General features: G+C 47.2%; 2 protein-coding genes and 1 pseudogene. All 3 read left to right on the top strand.

The window, feature by feature from the left end:
- Positions 1-411 (top strand): annotated as a pseudogene (locus ACQEXR_RS20035) (type VI secretion system tip protein VgrG); the annotation flags it as partial.
- The gene (locus tag ACQEXR_RS20030; RefSeq protein WP_427021022.1) at positions 408-1,301 is read left to right on the top strand and encodes a DUF4123 domain-containing protein; all 894 of its coding nucleotides are present in this window, start codon (positions 408-410) and stop codon (positions 1,299-1,301) included. The pseudogene ACQEXR_RS20035 and the gene ACQEXR_RS20030, both read left to right, overlap by 4 nt.
- On the top strand, positions 1,298-1,707 hold a 410-nt coding region (locus tag ACQEXR_RS20025), incomplete at its 3' end, for a LysM peptidoglycan-binding domain-containing protein (protein ID WP_427021021.1). The genes ACQEXR_RS20030 and ACQEXR_RS20025, both read left to right, overlap by 4 nt.

Here is a 1,707-nt window from a genome sequence, read left to right as displayed (position 1 = left end):
ACTTTGGTCAAACAAGATGCCACCTCGATTATTGAGGGCAGCTTGCACCAAAAGGTCGGTGCGCTCCACGCCATTCAATCAGGTGATGAAATTCACATCAAGGTTGGTCATAAAGTGGTGATAGATGCTGGCTCTGAAACCACCCTCAAAGCCGGCGGCAGCTTTGTAAAACTGGACGCGTCTGGCGTCAGTCTGGTTGGGCCAAAAATCAATATAAACTCGGGCGGTAGCCCGGGTAGCGGCAGCGGGTATGGAGGCCAGCAAGCCGCATTACCGAATGGGTTAGAGTTGCAGCAAGCGCCGCAAGAGATGGAACCACCACTGGTCACAGAGCAACAACGAAATACGGTTCTTGAGGCAGCAATAAACGGCAGTCCAATTTGCCGAGCTTGTGAGGAGGCTCAGTCATGAAAACTTTCCAATACTCTACCGAGCTTCCACCAGTATCAAGGCTAGCCCGTTGGATGGTTCTCGATGGTGCACTGCTGCCGAAACTTGAGTTTAACATCGCAACGTTAGGCAGAGAGCTGACGACTCCCATCGAGTATCGATCTCTATTGCGTAATACACGTTGGCAAAACGTATCGGATATTGGTCCATACCTTGTTACATGGTCAAAACAAATCCAAGATTGGGCTCATGACACTGCGCCTTATCGGTATGGGGTTATTTTCGAATCCAACGCTTCTATAGATGATCTCGAAACACACTGGAAGAAACTCATTTTGTGTCAGCATGGTGGGTTAGAAAATAATTTAGCTCGTTTATATGACCCCATTATTATGCTTTATTTACTCAAAGCGGCAGATGAAACACGCTTTGAGTCTTGGATGGGGCCAATGAAAAACATATGGCTACCAAACCTTTTTAACCAGCAATACGGTGAAGCGAAATCGTGTTTGGAAACACCCCAAGCGTTAAAAGAAGCCTTCTTTACCGATGAAGAGTGGCAGGGCCTGAGTGATGCGAGCACAGCATACACAGCATGGCGACTTATCCAGCACATAGAGGCATATTTTCCTGACAGACTGCAAGCAAGCAAACAAGAAACGCACGCGTTTGTTTTGCAGCAACTGGCTGACTTACAACCGCTTGGTCAAGTCAACGAACAATTCGCCACATATTACCTCAATATCGTTTGCCGACTTGGCGATGTGTTAGGTAAAAGCTCACTTTATCCTCAAGTAACGGCTTGTCTGCATGACGTTAAAGCTCCCTTAGAGCAACGTTTAAAACTCGCCAATCAATTATCTGTCTCACTCGCCCAAAACCCACGAGACTCAGTGGAGAACTATCCATGAACTATACCATTCAATCAGGAGATACCTTAACCGGTATCGCGCGCGCAAACGGCATAACCTTAAAAGCGATACAGAACGCGAATCCTAACATTTCTGATCCGAATAACATTCGTGCCGGTGATGTCATTCATATCCCACAGGATGCGGTACTGGTTTCTGGTACTTCAGATCCCGCAACCAATGCGGCCATCGTCGCCAGTTCAAAACCGGTAGACAACGTCGTCGAAGAGTGTCCACTCAGAGATGAATGGTTCACAGTAAAACCGATGCGTTATGCGGTGGCAGATAAGGATAGCTCAGCAAAACTCCCTGAGACCTTGTCAGTTGGCGTCGACTTAGCCAATATGCAAGAGCATCATTATATTGCTCGAGAGCTCATCGATCATACCGTCTACTTTTATAACGA

Source organism: Vibrio sp. TRT 2004 (assembly GCF_050113735.1).
Classification (GTDB): Bacteria; Pseudomonadota; Gammaproteobacteria; order Enterobacterales; family Vibrionaceae; genus Vibrio.
The sequence above is the reverse complement of the archived record's forward strand: the minus strand, read 5'-3'. Positions and strand labels throughout refer to the sequence as shown.

What these genes read in the sequence shown, in the direction of transcription:
- ACQEXR_RS20030 (WP_427021022.1), top strand. Translation starts at nt 408, where the DNA reads ATGAAAACTTTCCAATACTCTACCGAGCTTCCACCAGTATCAAGGCTA.